Genomic DNA, 5,757 nt, shown 5'->3' on the forward strand with positions numbered 1-5,757 from the left:
CGACGGCCTTATGTATGGACCCCGTCCTCGTCTTGAATGCGAACGACGTGGTCATCGCGCCGCGTCCCCTCCGACCGGATTCCGGTGCGGAGGCAGACTCACCATCCACCCTCGACACACGGTGTTGGCTTCGGCCGTCCCCGTTCCCGAGGGCGTTCGGATCGACGGACCGACGTGCCGACGTATCGGCAGTAGTGACGACGAGTATATATACTCTCGTGACGTAGTATTGGTACACGTATTCGGTAGCCGGATGCGGTTTCCGGCCCGGAACTGATCCGACGCCCTTAAGTACTCGAGGTGATTCGGATGTGAATGCAAAAGACGATGTGAGTGACGGAGCGTTCGACTCGTTCCGTCGTCTCGGACCGGGCCAGTCCGAAGGGGTTTTGTACCCCTGCTGGCGTAGGAATAGGTCCGAAGGAGATGAGGATTCCACCCCTGCGGTCTTCCGTACAGATGGGATCTGATGTTAGCCTTGGTAGTTCGGTGACGCCCGATCGGTCAGCGATCGCGGTCACCGAATGTGGACCCATAGTGTGAGTGTGTATCAACATTCACCGCCAGCTTCCCCGTTCTGGGGAAGCAACCCTCCCCTTTTAGGGGAGTCGACATTCCGGTTGATCCTGCCGGAGGTCATTGCTAGTGGAGTCCGATTTAGCCATGCTAGTTGTACGAGTTTAGACTCGTAGCAGATAGCTCAGTAACACGTGGCCAAACTACCCTAGAGATCCGAATAACCTCGGGAAACTGAGGCTAATCCGGAATAGCGCTCTCAGGCTGGAATTGCAGAGAGCGTGAAACGTTGAGGCGCTTTAGGATGTGGCTGCGGCCGATTAGGTAGACGGTGGGGTAACGGCCCACCGTGCCAGTAATCGGTACGGGTTGTGAGAGCAAGAGCCCGGAGACGGTATCTGAGACAAGATACCGGGCCCTACGGGGCGCAGCAGGCGCGAAACCTTTACACTGCACGCCAGTGCGATAAGGGGACTCCATCTGCGAGGGCATATCGTCCTCGCTTTTTCCTACCGTAAGGAGGTAGGCGAATAAGGGCTGGGCAAGACCGGTGCCAGCCGCCGCGGTAATACCGGCAGCCCGAGTGATGACCGCTGTTATTGGGCCTAAAGCGTCCGTAGCTGGCCACGCAAGTCCACCGGGAAATCCGCGCGCTCAACGCGCGGGCGTCCGGTGGAAACTGCGTGGCTTGGGACCGGAAGATCCAGAGGGTACGTCCGGGGTAGGAGTGAAATCCCGTAATCCTGGACGGACCACCGGTGGCGAAAGCGCTCTGGAAAGACGGATCCGACGGTGAGGGACGAAAGCTCGGGTCACGAACCGGATTAGATACCCGGGTAGTCCGAGCTGTAAACGATGTCTGCTAGGTGTGACACAGGCTACGAGCCTGTGTTGTGCCGTAGGGAAGCCGTGAAGCAGACCGCCTGGGAAGTACGTCCGCAAGGATGAAACTTAAAGGAATTGGCGGGGGAGCACTACAACCGGAGGAGCCTGCGGTTTAATTGGACTCAACGCCGGACATCTCACCAGCATCGACAGTGTACTGTGAAGGTCAGTGTGATGAGCTTACTGGAGTCACTGAGAGGAGGTGCATGGCCGCCGTCAGCTCGTACCGTGAGGCGTCCTGTTAAGTCAGGCAACGAGCGAGACCCGCACTCTTAATTGCCAGCAACACCCTTGTGGTGGTTGGGTACATTAGGAGGACTGCCAGTGCCAAACTGGAGGAAGGAACGGGCAACGGTAGGTCAGTATGCCCCGAATGTGCTGGGCAACACGCGGGCTACAATGGCCGAGACAGTGGGATGCTACGCCGAAAGGCGACGCTAATCTCCGAAACTCGGTCGTAGTTCGGATTGAGGGCTGAAACTCGCCCTCATGAAGCTGGATTCGGTAGTAATCGCGCTTCAGCAGAGCGCGGTGAATACGTCCCTGCTCCTTGCACACACCGCCCGTCAAAGCACCCGAGTGAGGTCCGGATGAGGCCCCTGTATAGGGGTCGAATCTGGGCTTCGCAAGGGGGCTTAAGTCGTAACAAGGTAGCCGTAGGGGAATCTGCGGCTGGATCACCTCCACAGACCGGGACCAGGCCGTCGCGCCTGGCCCACCACCGGCCATCCTGACGGGATGGCCACACCGTGGCGCTTTGCGCCACGCCGTCCACGTTCGATCGACCCACGCCGGGCCGAGCGGGCACCTTTGAACTACCAAGGCTAACCGAAGAGCCCTCCAGAACAGCTGTTCTGGAGGGGTGGGCCCATAGCTCAGTGGGAGAGTGCCTCCTTTGCAAGGAGGATGCCCTGGGTTCGAATCCCAGTGGGTCCATACTCGGGCTGAATCGCGGATCGTGTCCCTTAAGTGGGACAGGGTCGTCGATTCACTCCGACGCAACCGATGCACCAGTCCGCGCAAGTGTGACTGGGAAGGGTTAATGCAGGCCGGCCTGTCTACCGGCGTGCAGATGAGACCGTGTGTACGTGTAGTCCAGGCGTCCACTGGATCCGTTCCCGGGTCACTCAACGTTACCATCGCGCGTAACGCAGATCCGATGAACGTGGCTACTGTGCCAGCTGGTGGATCGCTCGGCTTGAGAGCTGAAGACGGACGTGCCAAGCTGCGATAAGCCTGAGGGACCCGCACGGAGGGAAAGAACTCAGGATTTCCGAATGGGAATCCCCACCGCAATTGCTTCGCGCAATGGGGAACGTCGAGAATTGAAACATCTTAGTATCGACAGGAAGAGACAACGAATGTGATGTCGTTAGTAATGGCGAATGAACGCGATACAGTCCAAACCGAAGCCTTCGGGCAATGTGGTGTTCGGACTGACGATCACTCTCGGAACCTCGGTCAGAAGTCTCCTGGAACGGAGCACGAGACAGGGTGACAGTCCCGTACGATCGAGAAGTAAGAGACGAGTCAGCTCCAGAGTAGCGGGGATTGGATATTCCTCGTGAATGTCGCAGGCATCGACTGCGAAGACTAAATACTCCTCAAGACCGATAGCGAACAAGTAGCGTGAGCGAACGCTGAAAAGCACCCCACAAAGGGAGGTGCAATAGGGCGTGAAATCAGTTGGCGATAGAACGACAGGGCACGAAAGGTCCCGCACAGAATGACCGTAGCGCGAGCTACCAGTAAGCAGTGCAGGAAGCCGGTGTTTTGTCGTACGTTTTGAAAAACGAACCAGAGAGTGTGTCTGTTTGACGAGTCTAACCTGAGTATCAGGGAAGGCGTAGGGAAACCGATATGACCGCAGTGCTTTGCACCAGGGTCACCGTGTTCAAGCGCGGGGAGTCAAGCGGACACGACCCGAAACCGGACGATCTAGGCGTGGACAAGGTGAAGCGTGCCGAAAGGTGCGTGGAGGCCTGTTAGAGTTGGTGTCCTACAATACCCTCTCGTGATCTACGTCTAGGGGTGAAAGGCCCATCGAGTCCGGAAACAGCTGGTTCCAACCGAAACATGTCGAAGCATGACCTCCGCCGAGGTAGTTCGTGGGGTAGAGCGACGGATTGGGGGACCGCACTCCGAGAGGAGTGCGCCCCCCTGTCCAACTCCGAACCTACGAACGCCGTTCGACGCGGGGAGTCCGGTGCGCGGAGTAAGTCTGTGTACCGTGAGGGAGACAACCCAGAGCTGGGTTAAGGTCCCAAAGTGTGGACTAAGTGCGATCGAAAGTGGTCCCGAGCCCTAGACAGCCGGGAGGTGAGCTTAGAAGCAGCTACCCTCTAAGAAAAGCGTAACAGCTTACCGGCCGAGGTTCGGGGCGCTGAAAATGATCGGGGCTCAAGTCCACCACCGAGACCTAGCGGCACTCTTTAGAGAGTGATTCCGTAGGTTGGCGTTCTGTTCGGGCGGAAGCACGGCCGAGAGGTCGTGTGGACCGTGCAGTAACGATAATTCTGGTCATAGTAGCAGCGTTAGTCGGGTTAGAACCCCGACGGCCGAACGAGTAAGGGTTCCTCAGCAATGTTAATCAGCTGAGGGTTAGCCGGTCCTAAGTCGCACCGTAGATCGAATGCGACAACAGGGAAATAGGTTAATAGTCCTATGCCAGTGTGCACTCAAAGCCAACGCTTTGGGGCCGCCTGAGCCGGGCCTTCGCCCGGTCGAACCATCGAAGTTCGTGGAAGCCGTAATGGCAGGAAGCGGATGAATGGTGGGATAGCGCAAGTCAGGTCAACCGAGAGCCCGTGAAAAGGTGAGCACACTGTCCGTACCGAGATCCGACACAGGTACTCGTGGCGGCGAAAGCCAAGGTCTGTCGGGATCAACCGACGTTAGGGAATTCGGCAAGTTAGTCCCGTACGTTCGCAATAAGGGATGCCTGCCTCGCGAAGAGGCAGGTCGCAGTGACTCGGGCGCTCCGACTGTCTAGTAACAACATAGGTGACCGCAAATCCGTAAGGACTCGTACGGTCACTGAATCCTGCCCAGTGCAGGTATCTGAACACCCCGTACAAGGGGACGAAGGACCTGTTAACGGCGGGGGTAACTATGACCCTCTTAAGGTAGCGTAGTACCTTGCCGCTTCAGTAGCGGCTTGCATGAATGGATGAACGAGAGCGCCACTGTCCCAACGTTGGGCCCGGTGAACTGTACATTCCAGTGCGGAGTCTGGAGACCCCCAAGGGGAAGCGAAGACCCTATAGAGCTTTACTGCAGGCTGTCACTGAGACGTGGTCGCCATTGTGCAGCATAGGTAGGAGCCGCTACACAGGTACCCGCGCTAGCGGGCCACCGAGGCAGCATTGAAATACTACCCGATGGTGACTGCGACTCTCACTCCTGGCGGAGGACACTGGTAGCCGGGCAGTTTGACTGGGGCGGTACGCGCTTGAAAAGATATCGAGCGCGCCCCAAGGTTTCCTCACCCGAGTCGGAGACTCGGGAAAGAGCGCAAGAGCATACGGAAGCCTGACAGTGTCCGGCACAACGACGGACGCTGACGCGAAAGCGTGGTCTAGCGAACCAATTAGGCTGCTTGATGCGGCCAATTGCTGACAGAAAAGCTACCTTAGGGATAACAGAGTCGTCACCCGCAAGAGCACATATCGACCGGGTGGCTTGCTACCTCGATGTCGGTTCCCTCCATCCTGCCCGTGCAGAAGCGGGCAAGGGTGAGGTTGTTCGCCTATTAAAGGAGGTCGTGAGCTGGGTTTAGACCGTCGTGAGACAGGTCGGCTGCTATCTATTGGGGGTGTTACGGTATCTGACGAGAACGTTCGTATAGTACGAGAGGAACTACGAATGGGTGCCACTGGTGTACCGGTTGTTCGAAAGAGCACGTGCCGGGCAGCCACGCACCACGGGGTAAGAGCTGAACGCATCTAAGCTCGAAACCCACTTGAAAAAGAGATACCACCGAGGCCACTCGTAGAAGACGAGATCGATAGACTCGGGGTGTACGCGTCGAGGCAACGAGACGTTGAGCCCGCGAGCACTAATCGGCCAAGCCACACACTCATATGACATCGCATTGGATCTGGTGCCCGGAAACGGGTCCAGGCGCGAACTGGACTACACAACATACACACGGTTAGACAACCACGAACCCGATACTGGAACGGCGATGGTTCGACTCCATCGGTCGGCGTTCGGCGGCCAGAGCGGCGGGGTTCCTCCCGTACCCATCCCGAACACGGAAGATAAGCCCGCCTGCGTATTCGCAACTACTGGAGTGGGAGACCCTCTGGGAACGTGGATTCGCCGCCACCACTCATACTTCATTTCATTACACTC

Annotated in this window: 1 tRNA gene and 3 rRNA genes; all 4 read left to right on the top strand. The window is 57.6% G+C overall.

The window, feature by feature from the left end:
• The first annotated feature begins 613 nt into the window (after positions 1 to 613).
• The 4 genes from EA462_RS17100 (at position 614) to rrf (ending at position 5,733) form a co-directional block, all read left to right on the top strand.
• Positions 614 to 2,087: ribosomal RNA gene (locus EA462_RS17100) — 16S ribosomal RNA — on the top strand.
• Positions 2,088 to 2,265: 178 nt separating this feature from the next.
• Positions 2,266 to 2,337 (top strand) — tRNA-Ala (locus EA462_RS17105).
• 224 nt (positions 2,338 to 2,561) lie between these two features.
• Positions 2,562 to 5,480, top strand: a 23S ribosomal RNA gene (locus tag EA462_RS17110).
• 131 nt (positions 5,481 to 5,611) lie between these two features.
• Positions 5,612 to 5,733, top strand: a 5S ribosomal RNA gene (gene rrf / locus EA462_RS17115).
• Together the 16S, 23S and 5S rRNA genes with 1 tRNA gene alongside form the textbook arrangement of a ribosomal RNA operon.
• The last annotated feature ends 24 nt before the right edge of the window (positions 5,734 to 5,757 follow it).

This window comes from Natrarchaeobius halalkaliphilus, assembly GCF_003841485.1.
GTDB lineage: Archaea > Halobacteriota > Halobacteria > Halobacteriales > Natrialbaceae > Natrarchaeobius > Natrarchaeobius halalkaliphilus.